We start from the raw sequence: 18,316 nt of genomic DNA, 5'->3' as shown, positions 1-18,316 counted from the left end.
GGTTCGCCGTGACCGGCATGGACGAGGTCCGCAACGCGCTCGACGTCGCGGAGTTGCAGGGCCTGTGGGCAGCTGCGCGGGAGGCGATGTCGGGGTCGAAGCCGACGTTCCGGCTGGAGCTGCCCGACGACGCCACCCGCGCTGCGGTCGGTGAGCTCTACGGGCGCCCGATGTGGGGCGAGGGCACCCGGATCAGCGTGTCCAAACTGGACGAATCACTGCGGAACCGGTTCGGCGTCGGACTTTCCCAGGTGATCGAGGCGCTGCACGGATCGGTCGCGGTGGTTGCACCCGCGCCGGAGTCGGCCGACGAGCTGCTGCCGGTGCTCGACGAGCACGGGCTCGCGGGCGCGTCCTGGGCGGCACCGTGGCTGCGGTGGATGCGGCAGTACGGGCGAATCGCCGAGTCCGAGCTGACCGGCATCACGCACGCCGCCGCCCGGGTGCTGACGGCGATGTCGCTGACCGAACCGCCGCGCTCCTGGACTTCGCGGGCGGCGCTGGCGGGGCGGACCGGGTTCCCGCACTCGCTGGACGACGGAACAGCGCTGAGCAGGGTCGTGCTCAAGGCCGCCGCGCTGGCCCAGGGCATCGAGCCTCCCGGCAACGAACGCGACCGCCGGGCCCTCTGGGAGCGCTGCGGCGTCGCGCCCGACGCCGTGTCGTCCACGGTTCTGACCTGGGCGCTCCCGGTCACCGGCGACGACGCCTGGTCGGCAGGGGTCCGCGCCCGCACCGAACTGGGGCTGCCGACGCACCTGACGCACCTGGACCTGGACGCCGCCCCGGCCCGGCTGGTCGCGGGCGGTACCGCCGTCGCGGTCTGCGAGCACCCCCGCGTCCTGGAGGCGGCCGTCCGGGAGGGCCTGCGCCACCCGGTGATCTGCCTGTCGGGTCTGCCCTCCACGACGGCCCGCGAACTGCTCGACCGGTTGTCCGGCGACGGAGCCGTCCTGCACGTGCACACCGACTTCGACTGGCCGGGCATCGCCGCCGCCCTCACGGCCCAACGCCACGGCGCCACGCCGTGGCGCATGTCCGGCGATGACTACCGCGCGGCCCTCGACCGAGCGGCCCAGGACCGCACGGACCTCCCGAACCTCATCGGCAGCCCGGTCCCCACCCCGTGGGACCCCCAACTCGCCGATCTCATGTCCACCACGTCCAGGGCCATCGAAGAGGAGCAAACCCTCCAACCCCTCCTCGCCGACCTCCGGAACGGCCTCTGACCTAGCCCGCCGGGATGGCTGCCGCCTCGTCCCCCACTTGGTGCGGGCTCAGAACAGCCGGTACATCACGTGGAGGCCGACGTGGCCGTGGGCCGGGTGGTGGAACGCCTCGGGCAAGGTCGCGACGATCTCCATGCCCAGTGAGCGCCACAGCTCGACGGCACGGGTGTTGGTCTCGACCACGGCGTTGAACTGCATCGCCCGGAACCCGTCCGCTTCGGCACGCTCCATCACGTGACGCCCCAGGGCGCGGCCGACACCGCGTCCGCCGGCGTCCGGGTCGACCATGAAGCTCGCGGTCGCCACGTGCGCGCCCGGTCCCTCCCGGTTCGGACCGGAGATCGCCGTTCCCAGCACCCGGCCGTCCTCGACGGCCACCACGGTTCGCCACGGTGGGGCCGGGAACCACCGCACCCGGGCCCGCTGCTCGTCGAGGTCCCGGTCCCATGCGAACGTCTCCCCCGCAACCACGATCCGCCGCATGAACGGCCAGATCGCATCCCAATCAGCCGCTGCGGCCTCCCTGATCTCCATGCGTCCAGCCTCGACGATCGACCGCTCGGGTGCCAACCGCTTTCCGACGCGGCTTCGGCGTCCGCTTCGGGTAGTTTCCCGGTATGCCGTTGGTGGTGGAGTTCGCCGCGCAGGAGCCGGGGCGGTTGGCGCGCTGGTGGGCCGAGGTGCTCGGCTGGACCGTGGTGGGCGAGGCGGAGGTGCGGCCCGACGGACCTGGCGTTCCGCTGCGGTTCGTGCCCGCGTCCGAACCCAAGAGCGGGCAGAACGACGTGCACCTGGACCTGCGCAGCGAGTCGCACGGCGACCAGACCCACATCGTGGAGCGCCTGTTCAACCACGGCGCGCGGTTCGCCGACATCGGGCAGAGCATCGAGGTTCCGTGGGTGGTGATGGCCGATGTCGAGGGCAACGAGCTGTGCGTCCTGGAACCGCGCAAGGCCTACGCCCGCACCGGTCCGCTGGCCGCGGTGGTCGTCGAGGCCACCGACCCCCGCGAGCAGGCCAGGGCGTGGGCCGAGGAGCTCGAATACGACATCGTCGCCGAGCACGGGGAGTTCGCCTCGTTGCGCCCGCCCACCGGCGAGGGCCCCTACCTGGAGTTCCTGCACAACCAGGAGCCCCATCCCGGCATGCTCCGAACGCTCTCGCACTGAGCGGGTCGCGCCAGGACCTCTTCAGCGATGCGGCGCAGCCGCTGTTCCAGGTGCGGGACTCGGCTCGCACCACCGGGTACGCCCTTCTGGGGTCGCTACCCGCACCGACACGCAGGAGGAGCGTGGACGGCCTAGGCGGGCTCGATGATCTTGACTCCGTGGAGTCGGCGGATGAAGTCCCGGCCGAAGGCGGTCGAAGGCGTGTGCGCTCCCGGGGTCGGGGAGTCGGCCGCGAGCGCGTTGACCGCGCGGAGCACCGAGTCGGCGGTCATGTCGTAGGTGTCCGGCCCGATCAGCGCGGCCGACACCGAGCGCCCGGCGTCGTCGGTGGCTTCGGCGTAGACCTCGACCCAGCTGTGCGAGCGGGTCGCCCGCCCCGGCCCCTTGACCAGGGCACCGATGGCCGCCTTGCCCGCCCGCTGGACGGGAACCGACCCCAGCACCGACTGGCTGACCTTCCCGAGTCCCGCGCCGAGGTCGGGGATCGGCAGCCGCGTGAACGTCGTGATCGTGCCGATGCCGGTGCTGCGGTAGGCGGTCGCCACGTCACCCCAGGGCAGCGAGGTCACCTGGCGCGGTCCGGACGGGAACGCCACTTCGCGGCGCCGCCACGCCAGCGGAACGGTGCGCAGTTCGCCGTCGACGCGGGCGCGCCCGCCGAGCGCCGCGCCTTCGAGCGCGCTCTTGAGCGTGCCGGGGCTGATCCGCCCGCCCGCCTGGAAGGCCAGGTCGAGGCTGGTGGCGCCGGGCAGCTCGGCGGAGACCATGGCGGCGAGGCAGTCGGTGGGCACCACGTCGAATCCCGCGCCGGGCAGCAGCACCACACCGGCGTCGCGGGCCTCCGCGCTGCGGGCGAAGATCGACTCGAAGACGTCGATCTCCCCGGTGATGTCCAGGTAGTGGGTACCCGACCGCAGGCACGCCTCGACCATCGGCGCGGAGGTCGCTGAGAACGGCCCGGCGCAGTGCGCGACGACGTCGATGTCGTGCAGCACCTCGGCGACCCGGGCCGGTTCGGAGAGGTCGAAGATCCGCGATTCCAGTCCGCGCGGAGCGGCGAGCGCGGCGACCTTGCCCGGGTCGCGGCCGGCGACCACCGGACGTTCACCGCGGTCGACCGCCAGATCGGCCACCAGTCGTCCGGTGAAGCCGTTCGCGCCGTAGATCATCCAGGTCATCGCGGTCCTTTCGCCGTGCCCACCCCGCTAACGAACACCGCTGCGCGGAGTCACGGGTTGCCCGGCGTATCGCCGATCACCCGTTCAGCGCGACGAGGGAGTCGACGATCAGGTAGCCGCCGAAGATGACGAACAGGGCCGTGGCGCCGTAGCGGACGGCCTTCTCCGGCAGGTGGCGTCCGAGCAGCAGTCCGACACCGATCGCCAGCGCATCGGCCAGCACCATCCCGATCGTCGAGCCGATCCAGGTGCCGAGCCAGTCGTGGTGTGTGGCGAGGGTCACGGTCGCGAGCATCGTCTTGTCGCCGAGCTCGGCGAGGAAGAACGCGAGCGTCACGACCACCACCGCGGAGCCGAACCACCGGTTGGCCTTGCGCTTGTCGTCCTCGGTGAGGTGGTCGCCGCGCAGCGTCCACGCCGCGAAGAACAGGAAGGCGATACCGGCGATCAGCGCGATCCACTCGGCAGGGAGCAGTTCGCCGAGGCCGAATCCGAGAGCCACCGAAATGGCGTGCACGACAGTGGTGGCGACGGTGATGCCGAGCAGCACCTGCCACCACCGATAGCGAGTGGCGAACGTCATCGCCATCAATTGCGACTTGTCACCGAGTTCTGCCACGAAAATGGCAGCGGAGCTCAGCGCAACACTACCCAGCATGATGGGACACACCTTCCAGCGATTCCGAAGGTCTCGCCCACCTCGAACGCAAGGCTCGCGACCGGGTGCGAGAACGGCGCACCATCATGTCGACCGCGAATTCGCGGACTACTCCCCTTCAAACGAGGATGACCTTACCGAAAACAGTGGGAACGTAAAGCGCGGGGCGCGGAGGAACTCCTATTTCCATTTCACCAAACGAACTTTTCGGCGTTCCGCAAAGTTGAATGCGCTGGAGCTATGAGAGCCGGGTCACCGCTCGGTCCGGAACAACACCGCGGCGCGGTCCGTTGAACCGGTTGGTCGATGCGTTCCGTGTCCCCGGGCCTCATCAACCGCCTTCGCGGAATACCGTCCGGCTGGAGCCGCGTCGCGCCTATCGCCGAGAGGCGACCGGCGCATCGACCCCTACCAACGACGAGGTCGTCGCTCCCGCTCATCGGAGCGACGGCCTCGTCCGGTTCGGCAACGGACCCGCAACGACCGGTCAGAACGGTCCCGGTTGGCAGACCTCGCCCGGCCGCGGGACGCGCAGGTCGATCAGGTCGGCGGCACGGCTGTCGGCGGTGCAGTCGACCGAGAAGACGAGTCGTCGACGTGAGACCCCTCGTCAGCGCAGCTGAACGAATTTCCGTTCCCGTGACCGGAACTTCCCGAAGCGCGGCCCGGTCACCCAGGGCACCGGGGACGCCTGCGCCCCGACGTACCCGCGAACACGGTGGTCCCCGTGACCAGCGCACTCGCCGCGACGGCAAGCGTTTGAGGAACTTCGACACCGCAGAACGCACGAATCCTGTTTCGCGACAACACGGTCTGATCACCGTCCCGGTAGCCTCTTTCGGGTACCGATCGCCCCGAGTTGGTCTCAAACACGTGATCCGCCCCTAGGATCACGCCGCGTGATGCCTCCGTTGAAAGCTGTTGCAGAGGGCCACCGGCGGCTGCTCGGCCTCACCGCCATGCTCACCGACGAGCAGGTGGCCGCCCCCTCACTCCTGCCGGGCTGGTCCCGCGGGCACGTGCTGGCACATCTGACCGACAACGCCAGGGCCTTCGCGCGGGTCTGCTCGCTGGCGCTGAACGGCGAACTCGTCGACGCCTACGAGGGCGGGCAGGCCGAGCGCGACGCCATCATCGAAGGGCTGTCGGGCGGGAACGCCTACTCCCACCACGACGGTCTGAACCGCCACATCGGCGTGCTGGAAGCCGTGTGGTCGCACGCCTCCCCCGCTGACTGGGAACGTCCGGTGCGCTTCCGCAACGGCGAGCTGTCCGAGATCGTGCTGATGCGCTGGCGCGAGGTGTGGATCCACCTGGTCGACCTGGACCTGGGTGTCGGACCGCAGGAGTGGACCGAGGAGTTCTGCCACCACACCATCGAATTCCTGCTCCCCCGCCTGCCGACGGGTGTCGCGCTGCGGCAGACCGACGGCCCGCGCCGCTGGTCCGCCGCCGGCGAGATCAGCGCGGTGGCCGATACCGAGATCACCGGCAGGGCGCACGACTTGGCGGCGTGGCTGGCCGGGCGTCCCGCCCAGCGACTGCCCACCGGCGACCTGCCCGAGCTCGGTCCGTGGCCACCGCACCCCGCACCCGCCGACCGATCCCGGCTCGCCGCCGGATAGGAGGAGTTCGGGAGTTGCTCCGCCTCGCGGCGCTCGGAACCCCAGCGGCGGTGCGAGCTGAGTCCCACACCTGAACCAACGGCTGCGCCGCTCTTCTGATCAGTTAGTCGAGGCCGGAGAACAGGTCGGTCTCCCAGCCGAAGGGGCCTTCGCCCGGCCCCCGCTCACCTCGGACCAGGAGGAAGTGCTCGCGGCCGAACTCGGGATCGTTGACCATCTTCGCGAAGAAGCCGTCGTCGTCGATGTTGACCTGGCTACGGTAGGTGCGCAGGGCCGCGAGCTTGTTGGCGTGGAACTCGCGACCGTCGATCTGCGTGGTCAGGTCTTCGTCGGGGACGGTGCTCGGCTCGAAGGCGGCGACCACGTCCTCGGACAGCAGGCCCTCTTCGACGGCGCGCGTGAGCAGCGAGCGCGGCATCGCCGTCCAGTACACCTTGGGAACGTCCCACGCCTCGCCGAGCTCCGGATCGTAGTCCGCGTCGGCGGCGGGGCCGAGGGCGCCCATGAGCGCCTTGTGGGCGGCGATGTGGTCGGGGTGGCCGTAGCCGCCGTTCTGGTCGTAGGTGACGGCCACCTGCGGGCGCTCGGCGCGCAGGACCGCCACCATCGCGCGGGTCACCTCCGCCGGGTCTGCGGTGGCGAAGGCACCCGCGGCGTTGTTGGACTCCTCCCCGGCCATGCCGCTGTCGTGGAAGCGGCCTGGGCCGCCCAACCAGTGCTGGCGGATGTCGCCGAGTTCGACCAGGGCGCGCTCGATCTCGCCGCGCCGGTACTCCCCGAGCGCCTGGGGGTTGTCGCGCAGGTGGGCGAGGTCGTCGGCGATGACCTCGCCCAGTTCTCCGCTGGTGCAGGTCACGAGGCTGACGGTGGCGCCTTCGGCGCTGTAGCGGGCCATGGTGGCGCCGGTCCCGGTGGCCTCGTCATCGGGATGGGCGTGAACCAGCAGCAAACGGCGATCGCTCATGCAACCCGAGAGTAGCGACTGACACCGGCAGGGGCGTGCGATGTGGCGTTCGTCGCGCTCACGGGCCCTTCGGCACGAGCACGACCCACACCTGGCCGGGCGCGAACTGCATCGGCTCGCCCGCCTCGGTGGTCAACGACGTGCCCGCTTCCGGCGCCGGGCGGTTCCAGTGGGCGTTAAACTTCAGCCCGTCGCGCAGCACCACGGCCCGACCACCGCCGACCGTTTCGGCGAACGGCGAGACGTTGCCCGACACGTCCTGGAACGGCGAGCTGAACACCGCGACCTCTTGCAGCACAACGGTGCTCGCGGCACCGCGGCCGCTGTCGGTGGTCACGTAGGGCCGCCCGTCCATCGACACCAGCCAGCGCGCGCCGTCCCAGTCGAACCCGACGCGCGCGAAGCGGTAGGCGATCTCCTCGTGCCCGGTGGGCACCCCTCCCGCCGGGGCGGGCCCGAACACCAGCGGCGAGGCCGGTGACCAGCCGGCGCCGGGCGGCAGCCGGTCGGTCCGGGCGAACAGGTTGTGCGGCGCCACGCCCGAACCCCGGTAGAACGCACCGGGAATCGTCTGCTGCGAGGCGTTGTTGACCGAGGACCGCCCGATCTCGGGCAGCAGTTCAGGCGCGGCACCGGAGAAGGCGAGCGTGGGCCGGCCGAACTGGGGAAGCAGGCGCAGGTCGGTCTGCCGCGCGCTGCGCACCGGGCCGACCACGGGCGGCGTGCGCGAGGCGAAGATGCCGATCAAGCGGCTGATCCCGGCCTCGACCGGTTCGACGTAGATCACGTCCGCCGCACCGGTCCCGGTGTGCGGGCGGGCCCGCGGCGCGTTGTCGATCTTGACCGCGAGCACCGGAGGTCCGGGCGGCGGTGGCGGTGGAGGCGGCGGTTCAGGAGAGGGTTGCGGCACCGGGTCGACGATCGGCAACGACACGGTCTCGGTCGGCTGCAGCGCCAGTCCCGCGACGACCAGCAGACCTGCCGACACCAGGGTGCCGACCACGCGCACAATCCACATCGCCCCTCCACCGCGTAGCCTCACCCGGCCGGCGGAGGAGAACAAGCGGCCGAATGGCCCAGCTTCAGGGCTGCTGGCGCACGATCTCCTCGATGATCGCGGTGATCCGGGATTCCGACGTCCGCTTCTCGACGCCGAAGCCGGACAGGACGCCGTCGCCGTCCTCGTGCTCCAGCAGCGCGAGCAGGATGTGCTCGGTGCCGACGTGGTTGTGGCCGAGCCGCAGAGCTTCGCGGAGGGTCAGCTCCAGGACCTTCTTCGCGGAGGCGTCGAAGGGGATCAGCGCGGGCATGGTCTCGACGCGGTCGGGAAGCGCGGCGGTGGCGGCCTCGCGGACGGCGTCGAGGTCGACGCCCTGGGCCTGGATCACCTTGGCGGCCACGGCTTCTGACTCGCCGAGCAGGCCGAGGACCAGGTGCTCCACCCGGATCTCGTCGTTGCGGGCCTCGTGGGCGGCTTCCTGCGAGAGCACGACGACGTTGCGCGCGCGTGGGGTGAACCTGCTGAAACCGGCTCCGGAGTCGAGCCCAGGATCGTCGGAGCCCTTGGCCACGAAGCGCTTCTGCGCGGCCTGCTTCGACACTCCCATGCTGCTCCCGATGTCGGTCCAGGACGCCCCGGACCGGCGGGCCTGGTCGACGAAGTGGCCGATGAGGTGGTCGGCGAGCTCACCGAGGTGGTCCGCGACGATCACCGCGCCTTCCAGCTGGGAGAGCGCGTCGTCGTTGGCCTTCTTGATGCCCTCGATGAGGTCGTCGAGTCGGATGGTTCCCGGGAGTTGCTGCTCGTCCGTCATCCGTCAACCATAGGTTGACGCAGCTGGCTCGTCAACCAGAGGTTGACGAAATCGACGAGGTGGGTCGACCGGCGGTAGCGTCGGTGCGACGGAGGTGAGCGCGGATGTCCGAGGAAGAGGTCTCGGAATGCCGAGGGTGCAGCGGCACCGGGAACATCAAGGTGGCCCGGCGGTTCCTCGCGCTCGACACCGGCGAGGTGTCCACGGTGATGGCCTTGGGACGCTGCCCCTACTGCCGGGAGAACCCGGGCCGACAGCGGGGCGGCGGGCCGCCCGTGTGAGGATCAACCCCATGTCGGACGAGGGTGGCGACGACGCCGGTATCGAGGCCAACGGGCCCAACGCCCTGTGCTTCACCTGCGGCGGCCTCAAGAAGATCAGCGATCCACGCCTCTACATGATCCAGGCGACCGAGGAAATGCAGACCGGCATGACCATGGCCGAGTGGCGCACCTGCCCACAGTGCACGGGCAAGGGCTACATCCGAGGCATCGAACCCCCTGCCTGAGCGGCGAAGCCGCCCCTCCTCGCAACCGTCGTCCGGGGAAGCGCCGCGCACATAGCCGCAGGAGGTGAGCGGGCCGGATCGGAGGTCGGGGGAATCACCCCGTCCGGCCCGCTCGATCCCCACTGGCGGGGTTCGAGCAGTGCGGGCACCCGGCGAACCAGGCGCCCGCAGCGCGAAAGCGCTTGTCAGAGACCGCAGTCCGGCGCGGACCAGGTGTCGGCTCCGCCTGCGAGGTGCACGTGGTCGTCGTGGCCGGGGTAGCCCGGTCCGAGGATTTCCCCGAAGCCGTGGTCGCGGGCCTGCAACGCCAACGCGCAGAAGCCCTGCGACCCCGCGCCGAGGTCTGCGGCGTCGCCGTAGAGGTGGCGGCTGTTCGGGGCACCACCGACGGAGTCGTTGCAGGAGACGCTGCGGAAACCGCCGTTCACCTGGATCGCCGCGTCACCCATCGCGTGCCGCATGGCCTGCAGCTTCCACATGGTCACCAGCGCGTTGGACTTGGCTTCCTCGGCCGAGACCTTGCCGCCGGACCAGTCGGAGTTGCAGTTGTTGAGCTCGGAGTAGTCGAAGTTGACCGGCGAGCAGTCGTCGTCCTGCAGCTCGTAGATCTTGGCGTAGGTCGACTCGCCCGCGACACCGTCCGCGGGCAAGCCGTAGGCCTGCTGGAACCGGACGACGGCGTCCTTGGTGCCGGAGCCGAAAACGCCGTCGATGGCGAGGCTTCCACCGCTGCCGGGATATCCGGCCACCCTGATCTGCAGGTGGCGCACGTCGTCACCGGAGGCGCCCTCGCTGAGCGTCTTGTTCCAGGAGTAGCAGCCGTCGGCGGTCGGCGCGGGAGCGGCCGGGGACGAGACCGCCACGGGCGCGACGAAGGATGCGACGGCACCGGCCACGAGGGCGGCGGTCACACCGGCTGATCGGGTCTTCATGCGGGACACCTCTCGCTGCGAAGGATCATCTGCAGCTGCGGATGCTCCCGGAAGTGCCCTGCGAACTCGCCTCTCTGTCAGGAATTCACCAAAAAAGCCACGCTCCGGTCGAATCCCGCCGTCCAGACGGACGATCCGCCGCGGCACCGCCGGCCCACACCCCACCCCGCAGCAACCACCAGTGCGGGGACGCCGCTCAGGTCGTCAGCGGACGCACGGTGAGGATCTGCTCCGCGTGACCCACCGGGCCGTTGACATCGTGCAGGTCGGTGCTGGTCAGGCCCTGACCGCTGGACCCGAAGGTGACCTCGGTGTCGAGACCGGTCCATTCGCCCTCGGGCTGGCGGTGGAGGTGGATCGTGAGGTCGACGTTGGGGAACATCCACTTGGTGGGTTCCTGGCGCACCGCGATGCCGTTGGCGGTGTCGATCAGCGCGACGAAAGAGGCGAGCGGGCTGACCTCCTCCCCCTCGACGAGGTCGTGGCCGGTGGACACCCACGCGGTGGTGCGGCCGGGCTGCGGTCGACCGACGACGCGGGTGTGCAGCGACTCGATGAAACCGCCGGACCACACCGAATCCATGGCCCACGGCTCCAACTGCTCCGGCGGGGTCAGCGCGACCGGCGCGCCACCGGCGACGATGTCGGTGTCCACGGCCGCCAGCAGCCAGGCTCGGGCTCGGACGACGGCCCGCCCACCGATGACCACGGTGGCCTCGGTGAGCTCGATGGTCTTGCCGGGACGGACGGTCTCGACGTGGACGTCGAACTCCTCCAGCGCGATCTTGCCGAGGATGTCGAAGCTGATCCGGCTCATCAGCAGTTCCGGACGCCCCTCAGCGGCCCGGGCCTGTTCGATGGCGTGCACGATGAGGCCGCCGAGCGGGCTGAAGTGCTGCTCATCGGCTCGCCAAGCCCCGCCCACGTGCGCAGTCGGCTTGTACCGGCCCTCCCCGGTGCGCTCGAAGTACCCGGACCTGACCCCAACCGTCTCGACCAACGAACTGCGCTCCCCCGTTCAGCGGAATGTGCCGCCCCAGGATATGGGCCAACCGCACGCGCAGAACCCGAACAGGACCGGAATCACGACCCGGGGGTCGATCCACGTGAGCGCGCGTCGAACAGCGCGAGCGCACCCGCCATTCGCAGCTGCAGGCCGGCCGGGACTGATCTTCGGCATGTCCTCGTCCCCAGTGGGAATTCCTCCGCACCGGGAAGCGGGGTTCGGTAAACAGGGTGATGAACTTCGCGCGGGACCCGACGTACCACAGGAGGATTCGAACCGTGACCGATGACCAGCACCTGCCCGAGCGCAGTCGCCTCGTGCAGCAGCAGCTGTCCGACGCGGGGGTGGCCGCTCGGGTGCGCGAACTGCCCGACGCCGCGCGCACCGCCGAAGAGGCGGCCTCAGCGCTGGGATGCGAGGTCGGCGCGATCGCCAGCAGCCTCCTCTTCCTCGCCGACGAGCAGCCCCTGCTCGTGATGACCAGCGGGCGCCACAGGGTCGACACCGACCTCCTCGCCGCGAACGTCGGCGCCCGCGAGGTCCGCATGGCCTCCGCGAAGCAGGTCCGCGCCGTGACCGGCCAAGCCATCGGCGGGGTGGCGCCGGTGGGGCATCCCTCCCCGGTGCGCACGGTCATCGACGAGGCGCTCAGCGACTACTCGACGATCTGGGTCGCCGCGGGCACGCCGCACACCGTCGTCCCCCTCGACCTCAACCAGCTCATGATGCTCACCGGCGGCGAGAAGGTCCAGGTCGCGACCGATTGAGCAGGGGAACAGCCGGCGAGTGATCCGCCGGGTCCCGAGCGGCCGCCAGAGCCGGTTCTGGACCGTCCGTGATCGAGGTCCGTCATGCCCGGTCAGTTCCGACCAGAACCGTCGATGCCGGACGTGATCACCGCTCCCCGACCAGGGCGCGGATCATGTCCCTGGCTTCGTCGAAGGCGTCGGTCATCCCGCCGACGGTGAGGTTGACCATGGCCCCCTCGTAGACCATGTGGACCCGGGCACCGACGGTTTCCGCGTCGGGAACCCCGCCTTCGGCGAGCAGGGCGATGAACATCGCGCGGGAGCGGCGCTTGCTCTCGTGCAGCACTGCTCGTCCAGGGTGGTCGCTCTCGCCGAGTTCGGCGTGGGCGTTGACGAACGCGCAGCCCCGCCTGCTGCCCGCCCACCACGCCTCCTCGGCGTCGAGCACGGCCAGCACACGGTCGAGACCCGACTCCGGGTGGTGAGCGCGCATCCACTCGTCGAGGAACTCCTCCCAGCGCTGCTCGCGACGCTTGAGGTAGGCCGCGACCAGTGCGTCCTTCGAGCCGAAGCGGTCGTAGAGGGTCTTCTTGGTCGTGCCCGCCTCCTCGGCGATCAGGTCGACCCCGACCGCCCCGATGCCTCGCTCGTAGAACAGCACCCCCGCGACTTCGAGGATCTTCCTCCCCGCGGGTGTGTCCGGATTCGCCGTCCTCGCCATCGTCAGCACCCCCTCCCAGAACAGGACACTGCGAGTATACCCACCGGTATGGTTACTTGGCGACATGCGAGCACTGCTTCCGGTCGCCTTCGTCGTCTTCTGGAGTTCCGGTTTCGTCGGCGCGGGCATGGCGGCCGACACCGGCGCCTCCGCCAACACGAGCCTGTTCTGGCGCTACGCGGTGACGACCGCGGTCCTGCTGGGAATCGCGGTCACGAGACGCCGCCGGTACGGCCGCGCGTTCCTGGTCCACGAGATCGTCCTCGGCGTGCTCGGGCAGGCCGTCTACCTCTCCGGCGTCTTCCACGGCGCGTCGCTCGGGGTTCCGGCCGGCACCAGCGCGCTGATCGCATCGCTGCAACCAGTGCTCGTCGCCGTGATCACCAGCAGAACCAAGCACGAATCACTCGGCGCGCGAAGGGGTCTCGGTCTCGCGGCCGGGGTCACCGGTGTCGGGCTGGTGGTCGTCGCCGACATCGGCGCGGGAGGGGGTGCGCTCGGCGTGCTCGTGGTCGTCGCCGGCATGGTCGCCCTCACGGCCGCGACGCTGCTCGGCGACCGCCGACCCCGTCCCAGCGGCTACGACCTGCTCGACTCGCTGACCGTGCAGTCCGCCGCCGCCTTGGCAGGCTTCGGCCTCGTCGCCACCGCGGGCGGCGGATTCGTCCCGCCTGCCACACCCGAGTTCTGGACCGCCGTCGCCTTCCTGGTCCTGCTGCCCTTCGTCGGCGGCTACGGCTGCTACCTGCTGGTCTTGGACCGCTCGGGATCGCTCGCCGTCAGCGCCCTGCTTTTCCTGACCCCGGCGGTCGCCGCGACCTGGAGCGCACTCGCCCTCGACCAACCCTTCCAGCTCACCACGATCCCCGGCTTCCTCCTGGCCCTGATCGGAGTCCTCGCCCTCCGCGGGAACGATGACCGCGGCACGTCAGGTCGGACCAAAGCCTCTGGTCGCTCGGTGGGGGCAGGCACATGCTCGGTGCATGACGGAACTCCTGCCGAGCGTGGTGTCGAACGAGCGGGCGTCCGGACTGCCGGAGCGGTTCCGGATGTCGGCCGGACGACGGGCGTCCGGCCGGGTCCTCGACATCGGCGCGGGCCACACCGATGACCTGCCCGCTTACGCGCACATCTGCCACCTGGCGCTCGTCGGAGCGGGCGAGGTCCGGGACGCGGAACTCCCGCTGCAGGCGGAGGAGGTCGACGCCGCACCGGAGGACCTCCCGTTCCCGGACCGGGCTTTCGACGTCGTGGTCTGCCGCTTCGCGCTGACCCGCGCGAAGCATCCGTCCCTCGCGGCGCGGGAGATCGCCAGGGTGCTCCGCCGGACCGGACAGCTGCTGTTCCTGGACACCGCCCCCGCCACGCGGCTCGACGTCGACGCCCTGATGCACCTCCGGCACGGCGGGCTCATCACGCACGACGTCGAATGGTCCTGGCCCCGTGCGGAACCACCACTGGTGCGGGGCGTCGCAACGTATCCGAATCCGCAGTACGTGCGCGAGGCCGCGTGGCTGCGCGGAGCAGAATGAGGAGGGAACCACGATGACGAGGAAAGTAGCGGACTGCCGCAAGACGCCCAGTGACATCAACTGCTCGCTGACCATCATCGGCGAGGAGGACGAGGTGGTGCGCGCGGCCGTCGAGCACGCGGTGTCCACGCACGGCCACGACGACACCCCGGAGCTGCGCGAGCAGGTGCGCAGCATGATCGAGGACGAGACCGCCTCGTCCAAGGGCGCGATGGAGTTCGTCCAGCTGATCGAGTTCAAGACCCACCGGCGCGAGGAGCTCAGCGAGCTGCTGACCGAGTGGGAGGACCGCACCGGCGGCAAGCGCACGGCGACCCGGGCGGTGCTCGCCGAGGACCACGAGCAACCGGACCTGTACTACGAGATGGTCGAGTTCCCCTCCTACGACGAGGCGATCCGCAACTCGCACCTGCCGGAAACCGAGGAGCTGTCGGAACGCATGCGCAACCTCTGCGAGGGCGAACCGACGTTCCACAACCTCGACGTCGTCCGCGCCGAAGCGCTCTGAGGAGAGACCGAACGCGCCTGGCACCCGCTTCGGGTGCCAGGCGCGTTCGGGTTCAGAGCGGGCGGTAGTTGAGCAGGACGTTGCCGGAGCGAAACGACGTGGTTCGCCGCGATGTCCCCGATCCGGTCTGCGTGCCATCGTTTCCAGTAGGACCACTCTTGAGATCGGAAATCATGGATGGCGCGGGTCGCCCTCGCCTGTCGGGGCCCCGCCCGAACCTGTGAGCCGAGGAACAGCCGGGGCTTCCGGGATTTGTCTCTCCCCCAGCGCCGGGGATCATCGTGCTGTCGGCACGAAGGGTGCGCGGGAGACGAGGGGGTATCGGGTGTCCGGGCAGTTGCTGGCGTTCGTCGGAGCGTGCTTGGCCGTGATCGTCGTACCAGGCCCTGACCTGGCGTTGCTGCTGCGCAACGCCGCCGTAGCGGGAAGATCCGCGGCGATCGCCACCGCCACCGGGATCATGACGGGCAACACGATCCTCGCCGCGGCCGCGGTCGCGGGGCTGACCGCACTGCTGCGAGCTTCCGGCCCCCTCTACGACGTCATGCGCCTCGCGGGCGCGGCGTACCTGATCTACCTGGGCGTTCGCGCGCTGATCAGCCTCATCCGCAAGGGCGGACCGGCGCGAGGTGCCGAGGAGGCACCGGCCCGTCCGGACCTCCACAGCCGTCACGCGTTCCGACAAGGCCTGCTCAGCAACCTGCTCAACCCGAAGGTCGCCGCCTTCTACCTCGCCCTGTTCCCCCAGTTCACGTTGCCAGGGATGCCGACGCTGGCACAGCACACCTTGCTCGCCGCGCTCTTCTGCTTGCTCTCCCTGATCTGGTACGTCCTGCTGATCGCGGTCCTCGGTCAGGTCCAGACCTGGCTGCAGCGCCGCGAGGTCCAACGAACCATCACCGGCGCCTCAGCCGCTGCCCTCATCACCCTTGGCACGGGTCTGGCGGTCCAGAACTGAGGAGCGATGAGTTCCGCGCCGTGTTCCGGTCCTCATCTCCGAGACGCGAGACGACTGCGCTGGGAGAACTGCTCATGACTGCGACCTGCACGTTCGACGTCTTCTCCAGCCTCGACGGCTTCGGCGCTGCCGGAGGCGACTGGACCGGCTACTGGGGCAAGCAGGGACCTGAGCTCCTCGACCACCGGCGCGCCCTGCACGAGGGCGAGCAGCGGATGGTCCTCGGCGCGAACACGTATCGGGTGTTCGCGCAGATGCTCGCCGCGAGCGACGAGGATTCCGACGTGCGCGACGCCTGGGTCAACGCTGATGCGGAAGAAGCCCGCGACGGTCGTGTCGAACACGCTGCAGGAACCGCTCGACTGGCCTGACGCGCGGATCGCGAGAGGAGATGCCGTCGATGTCGTCGCCCGACTCAAGGAGGAGTCCGATGTGCGCTTCGCTCGCACGGCAGCCTCTCGATGAACCGCGCGCTGATGGCCGCCGGCCTCGTCGACCGCGTCCAGGTCACGCTCTTCCCGGTGATCACAGGCCGCACCGGCCTGGACCCGATCTTCGAGAACGCAGCCGACTTCGACTCGGAACTCCTCGCACACCGAACCTTCGACGAGCACGTCCAAGAACTCGTCTACCGGCCCCAACTGCACCCCTGAGCCAGCGTTGGGAGCAGCACGTCGCGCAACGCGGCGGAGGTCTCGTCGGCGCTCCCCGGTGGTGTCCAGCACCTCTTGTGCGGAACGGGCTCAAGGCAACGTTGGCGTCAGGTGCTGTGCGCTGCGCGACGCCGGCGAGCACCACGCAGGTCACCCGGACGGCGTCGGTACGGGTGAGCGCGCGGGCTCCGGCACCGAAACGGCGGTTGAAACCGGCCACGGCGAGACGATCAGGTGATTCGGCGGTGTGGAGCCGAAGGGGGCGGAGCGTGAGCGAGGCAACGAGCTGGGTCGGTGGCAATCTCCACGTCGAGACGCCGAACGCGGCCAGGATGTACGACTACTACCTGAGTGGTTCGCACAACTTCACCCCCGATCGCGCAGCTGCCGCACGAGCGGTTCAGGTGACTCCCACGATGATTCCCGGCGCCCGTGCGAACAGAGCTTTCCTGCAGCGCGCGGTCAGGTTCTGCCTCGACGCCGGCATCCGGCAGTTCCTCGACCTGGGATCTGGCATTCCCACGGTCGGGCAGGTCCACGAGATAGCGCACGCGGTCGACCCGTCGACGCGGGTGGCCTACGTCGACATCGAGCCCATCGCGGTGGCGCACACCGAGTGCATGCTGTCGAACACCTACACCGTCACCGTCACGCAAGCCGACCTGCAGAATCCCGCGAGAAGTGCTGAACGGGCCCGGGATGGCCGGGCTGCTGGACTTCAACCAACCCGTGGCGGTGCTGGCCGTCGCAGTGCTGCACTTCGTCCCGGACGCCAAGGACCCCGCCGCGATCCTGGACGCCTACTGCCGAGCCGTCCCCTCAGGCAGCTACCTGGCCGTTTCGCACACCACCGACCACTACGACACCCCGGAGAAGGTGGTCGAGATCGATCGCGGAAGGCGCACGAACCGCCTTCCTGGCGGCCTTGGCCCACGTCGCGTGAGTGCGCACCCGAGTCAAAACAACAGCTGAAGCGCGCAACGGGTCGTAGGGAATCGCGGTGCAGGCAAGAACACCTCCTCACCCGCCATGGATGCTGACCGTGCGTGCCTGTGATCTCCCCGGACTGCGACCTGGTATGCCGAACATCAAAGTCCGTAACGACACAGGTCGAGACCGCAGGCACTCCCCGCAAGGGGTCGCTCGGTGGCTGGGACACCCGGCCGCACCAGCAGCTCGGCGGAGAGGCCAAAGGCCCTGCCTCATCCCGTCGACGGCTGCTGCACTGTGCTGACCAGGGGTATGCGCGGCCGAGGGGACGTGACCTCGATGAATTTCTCCACCGGCACGGCTGCGGCTCTCGGGTGCGCGGCCGTGTTGTTCGCGAGCTCGGCGTGCTTCGGGGGTGACGCGGCTCCAGGGCCGCCTCCACCAGCCCCACCGGCGAGCACCACGGCCCCGGCGCCTGCCGTCGCCCCGCCGCCTCCCGTGACCGAGCCTGCGGATCCGCCGGCCGAGGATCCGGCGGAACCGCACGCGCCCGAGGAGTCGACTTCCTCGCCTGACGAATACGTGCCCTACGAGCCGGAGTGGCCCGAGACCGACTACCAGCAGTTCCAGGACTACAAGCAGGACACGGGCTACCCCTACAGCTACGAGGAGTACGACCAGCTGCCCGGCTATCAGCAGTGCGGCACCGCCTGCGGCCAGGAGCAGACCTCCGGCGAGACCCAGCAGCAGTGGCTCTGCGAACAGGGCATCACCACCGAAGGCTGCTGACCGCCAGAAGCGATCCGGACCGAACGGCTTGCGCCGCGCCGCCTTCCGCGACGAAGCACCAGCTCGCTCCCGGTGGTGTCACGCAAGAGGGTCCTCCTACGTGACACCGGGTTTCCCGCAAATAGCGCCTAATGCGCGGCAAACCGGGAGTCCCACGACGACGCGCCTAACTTGCTGCTGGCTGCAGGCCGAGCTGCTGACGAACCAGCCGCAGAGGCGCGCGTAGCGCCACGTGGGTGGTTTGGCAACCACCTCGACGTTGATGTCCCCGGGAACCCGTGGTTCAGGCCGGCGGAGCGAGCACGACCGCGGAGTTGTGGCCGCCCATGCCGAGCGAAGACTTCAGGGTGAGGCCGTCGGCGGGGGTGGTGGGGCCGTTCAGCAGTCGCGGGT

21 protein-coding genes and 2 pseudogenes are annotated in these 18,316 nt (G+C 69.9%); 14 read left to right on the top strand and 9 right to left on the bottom strand.

Annotated features, from left to right (window positions below; all coding sequences use genetic code 11):
- The first annotated feature begins 17 nt into the window (after window positions 1-17).
- Window positions 18-1,229, top strand: coding sequence for a DUF2399 domain-containing protein (locus E1161_RS21410; protein WP_207920333.1), 1,212 nt, complete (start codon window positions 18-20; stop codon window positions 1,227-1,229).
- A gap of 48 nt (window positions 1,230-1,277) precedes the next feature.
- On the opposite strand, the gene E1161_RS21405 is transcribed toward E1161_RS21410, so the two are convergent.
- Window positions 1,278-1,763, bottom strand: a complete 486-nt coding sequence (locus E1161_RS21405) for a GNAT family N-acetyltransferase (RefSeq protein ID WP_132626092.1) — start codon at window positions 1,761-1,763, stop codon at window positions 1,278-1,280.
- 83 nt (window positions 1,764-1,846) lie between these two features.
- On the opposite strand from E1161_RS21405, the gene E1161_RS21400 reads away from it, so the two are divergent.
- Window positions 1,847-2,398, top strand: a complete 552-nt coding sequence (locus E1161_RS21400) for a VOC family protein (protein WP_132626090.1) — start codon at window positions 1,847-1,849, stop codon at window positions 2,396-2,398.
- A 131-nt stretch (window positions 2,399-2,529) separates the two neighbouring features.
- On the opposite strand, the gene E1161_RS21395 is transcribed toward E1161_RS21400, so the two are convergent.
- Together E1161_RS21395 and E1161_RS21390 are read right to left on the bottom strand one after the other, a co-directional pair.
- Window positions 2,530-3,576: a saccharopine dehydrogenase family protein gene (locus E1161_RS21395; RefSeq protein WP_132626088.1), complete on the bottom strand. Its 1,047-nt coding sequence runs from the start codon at window positions 3,574-3,576 to the stop codon at window positions 2,530-2,532.
- 76 nt (window positions 3,577-3,652) lie between these two features.
- Window positions 3,653-4,234 carry a TMEM165/GDT1 family protein gene (locus tag E1161_RS21390; RefSeq protein ID WP_132626086.1) on the bottom strand — a complete coding sequence of 194 codons (582 nt, stop codon included), beginning with the start codon at window positions 4,232-4,234 and terminating at the stop codon, window positions 3,653-3,655.
- A gap of 902 nt (window positions 4,235-5,136) precedes the next feature.
- On the opposite strand from E1161_RS21390, the gene E1161_RS21385 reads away from it, so the two are divergent.
- Complete coding sequence (locus tag E1161_RS21385; RefSeq protein ID WP_132626148.1) at window positions 5,137-5,859, top strand: maleylpyruvate isomerase family mycothiol-dependent enzyme; 723 nt, start codon at window positions 5,137-5,139, stop codon at window positions 5,857-5,859.
- A 103-nt stretch (window positions 5,860-5,962) separates the two neighbouring features.
- Here E1161_RS21385 and mshB read toward each other — a convergent pair whose 3' ends face one another.
- The 3 genes from mshB to E1161_RS21370 all read right to left on the bottom strand — a co-directional run bounded on the left by mshB (window position 5,963) and on the right by E1161_RS21370 (window position 8,637).
- Window positions 5,963-6,805 carry an N-acetyl-1-D-myo-inositol-2-amino-2-deoxy-alpha-D-glucopyranoside deacetylase gene (gene mshB / locus E1161_RS21380; protein ID WP_132626146.1) on the bottom strand — a complete coding sequence of 281 codons (843 nt, stop codon included), beginning with the start codon at window positions 6,803-6,805 and terminating at the stop codon, window positions 5,963-5,965.
- Window positions 6,806-6,881: 76 nt separating this feature from the next.
- Window positions 6,882-7,841: a DUF3048 domain-containing protein gene (locus E1161_RS21375; protein ID WP_132626084.1), complete on the bottom strand. Its 960-nt coding sequence runs from the start codon at window positions 7,839-7,841 to the stop codon at window positions 6,882-6,884.
- A 64-nt stretch (window positions 7,842-7,905) separates the two neighbouring features.
- Window positions 7,906-8,637 (bottom strand): Clp protease N-terminal domain-containing protein, encoded by a 732-nt coding sequence (locus E1161_RS21370; protein WP_132626082.1) that lies wholly within the window; start codon window positions 8,635-8,637, stop codon window positions 7,906-7,908.
- Window positions 8,638-8,741: 104 nt separating this feature from the next.
- On the opposite strand from E1161_RS21370, the gene E1161_RS27330 reads away from it, so the two are divergent.
- Both E1161_RS27330 and E1161_RS21365 read left to right on the top strand, forming a co-directional pair.
- Window positions 8,742-8,918, top strand: a complete 177-nt coding sequence (locus tag E1161_RS27330) for a hypothetical protein (RefSeq protein WP_165939899.1) — start codon at window positions 8,742-8,744, stop codon at window positions 8,916-8,918.
- An 11-nt stretch (window positions 8,919-8,929) separates the two neighbouring features.
- Window positions 8,930-9,145, top strand: a complete 216-nt coding sequence (locus tag E1161_RS21365; RefSeq protein WP_132626080.1) for a hypothetical protein — start codon at window positions 8,930-8,932, stop codon at window positions 9,143-9,145.
- A 185-nt stretch (window positions 9,146-9,330) separates the two neighbouring features.
- On the opposite strand, the gene E1161_RS21360 is transcribed toward E1161_RS21365, so the two are convergent.
- Window positions 9,331-10,077 carry a D-Ala-D-Ala carboxypeptidase family metallohydrolase gene (locus E1161_RS21360; protein WP_132626078.1) on the bottom strand — a complete coding sequence of 249 codons (747 nt, stop codon included), beginning with the start codon at window positions 10,075-10,077 and terminating at the stop codon, window positions 9,331-9,333.
- 196 nt (window positions 10,078-10,273) lie between these two features.
- Window positions 10,274-11,077: a thioesterase family protein gene (locus tag E1161_RS21355; protein WP_132626076.1), complete on the bottom strand. Its 804-nt coding sequence runs from the start codon at window positions 11,075-11,077 to the stop codon at window positions 10,274-10,276.
- Window positions 11,078-11,361: 284 nt separating this feature from the next.
- Here E1161_RS21355 and E1161_RS21350 point away from each other — a divergent pair, with 284 nt between their 5' ends.
- On the top strand, window positions 11,362-11,850 hold the full coding sequence (locus E1161_RS21350) for a YbaK/EbsC family protein (protein ID WP_235875197.1): 489 nt from the start codon (window positions 11,362-11,364) through the stop codon (window positions 11,848-11,850).
- Between the two features lie 127 nt (window positions 11,851-11,977).
- Here E1161_RS21350 and E1161_RS21345 read toward each other — a convergent pair whose 3' ends face one another.
- Entirely contained in the window at window positions 11,978-12,553 is a 576-nt protein-coding gene (locus E1161_RS21345) for a TetR/AcrR family transcriptional regulator (protein ID WP_132626072.1), read from the bottom strand.
- Window positions 12,554-12,617: 64 nt separating this feature from the next.
- Between E1161_RS21345 and E1161_RS21340 the strand changes: the two genes are divergently transcribed.
- From E1161_RS21340 to E1161_RS21310, 8 genes and pseudogenes are all read left to right on the top strand, one after another.
- Complete coding sequence (locus tag E1161_RS21340) at window positions 12,618-13,664, top strand: DMT family transporter (protein ID WP_132626070.1); 1,047 nt, start codon at window positions 12,618-12,620, stop codon at window positions 13,662-13,664.
- Complete coding sequence (locus tag E1161_RS21335) at window positions 13,603-14,085, top strand: class I SAM-dependent methyltransferase (protein WP_165939898.1); 483 nt, start codon at window positions 13,603-13,605, stop codon at window positions 14,083-14,085. Before E1161_RS21340 ends, E1161_RS21335 begins: the two co-directional genes overlap by 62 nt.
- Window positions 14,086-14,098: 13 nt before the next feature.
- Window positions 14,099-14,593 (top strand): DUF1059 domain-containing protein, encoded by a 495-nt coding sequence (locus tag E1161_RS21330; RefSeq protein ID WP_132626066.1) that lies wholly within the window; start codon window positions 14,099-14,101, stop codon window positions 14,591-14,593.
- 325 nt (window positions 14,594-14,918) lie between these two features.
- Complete coding sequence (locus E1161_RS21325; RefSeq protein WP_165939897.1) at window positions 14,919-15,551, top strand: LysE family translocator; 633 nt, start codon at window positions 14,919-14,921, stop codon at window positions 15,549-15,551.
- Window positions 15,552-15,625: 74 nt separating this feature from the next.
- Window positions 15,626-16,204 (top strand): annotated as a pseudogene (locus tag E1161_RS21320) (dihydrofolate reductase family protein).
- Window positions 16,205-16,536: 332 nt separating this feature from the next.
- Window positions 16,537-16,830: pseudogene (locus E1161_RS28725) on the top strand (SAM-dependent methyltransferase); the annotation flags it as partial.
- 55 nt (window positions 16,831-16,885) lie between these two features.
- The gene (locus tag E1161_RS28170) at window positions 16,886-17,176 is read left to right on the top strand and encodes an SAM-dependent methyltransferase (RefSeq protein WP_235875196.1); all 291 of its coding nucleotides are present in this window, start codon (window positions 16,886-16,888) and stop codon (window positions 17,174-17,176) included.
- A gap of 456 nt (window positions 17,177-17,632) precedes the next feature.
- The gene (locus tag E1161_RS21310; RefSeq protein ID WP_132626062.1) at window positions 17,633-17,923 is read left to right on the top strand and encodes a hypothetical protein; all 291 of its coding nucleotides are present in this window, start codon (window positions 17,633-17,635) and stop codon (window positions 17,921-17,923) included.
- Window positions 17,924-18,316: the final 393 nt, after the last annotated feature.

The organism is Saccharopolyspora aridisoli (assembly GCF_004348445.1).
In the GTDB taxonomy this organism is placed as follows: domain Bacteria; phylum Actinomycetota; class Actinomycetes; order Mycobacteriales; family Pseudonocardiaceae; genus Saccharopolyspora; species Saccharopolyspora aridisoli.
This window is presented reverse-complemented; position numbering and strand designations above follow the sequence as displayed.